The 768-nt window shown below is 56.4% G+C and carries 1 protein-coding gene; it reads left to right on the top strand.

Features of this window, described 5'->3' with window-relative positions; translation table 11 throughout:
* A partial coding sequence (locus HMPREF2736_RS02185) for an IS1249 family transposase (protein WP_070828786.1) occupies positions 1-768 on the top strand: 768 nt, incomplete at both ends.

The raw sequence follows: 768 nt of genomic DNA, 5'->3' as shown, positions 1-768 counted from the left end.
CCGGCAACATGAGCTGCTCGACACGTACGCTGCAACGCAAATTCGATACCTTTTGGCTAGTTGACGTGCCTGACCCGACCATCGAGCACACAGGCAGGGTCTACGACCAAATCTTCATCGACGGCACCTACACCGCAGGCGGCTGTCTGATCGTGGCGGCAACGCTCGACCACGTCATCGCCTGGCACTGGTGCAAACAAGAAACCACATACGACTACAAATGCCTGCTCGAGCGCATCGAAGCACCGCTGATCGCTGTGATCGACGGTGGACAAGGGGCCACAAGCGCAATTAAAACGTGCTGGCCAAACACCAAAATCCAACGCTGCCTCGTGCACGCCCAACGCAGAGTACGCCGCTACACCACCTCACGACCACGCACTGATGCTGGCCGCACCATCTACCAACTCGCACTGAAACTCACCCGCATCACCACCCTGGACGAGGCAGCGCAATGGGGCGCACAACTGCAAGAGTTCCACACGCTCTACAAGGATTGGCTCAACGAAAAAACCAAGGTCAAAGACCCAAAAACAGGGAAAGACAAACTCGTATGGACCCATATCAACGTGCGCAAGGCCTACAACAGCCTCAACCACCTGTGGCGCAATGACCTGCTGTTTGTCTACCTCAAGCCCCCGAAAGGTGTGCTTAAGCCGCATCGGATCAAATCCACCACCAACAGTCTTGAAGGCGGCATCAACGCCCAATTGAAGCTCCTTGCGAGAACTCACCGCGGCAGACGCGGTGAGCACCAACGCAAAATGC

Origin of the sequence: Corynebacterium sp. HMSC036E10 (assembly GCF_001836265.1) — a bacterium.
GTDB lineage: Bacteria > Actinomycetota > Actinomycetes > Mycobacteriales > Mycobacteriaceae > Corynebacterium > Corynebacterium coyleae.
This window is presented reverse-complemented; position numbering and strand designations above follow the sequence as displayed.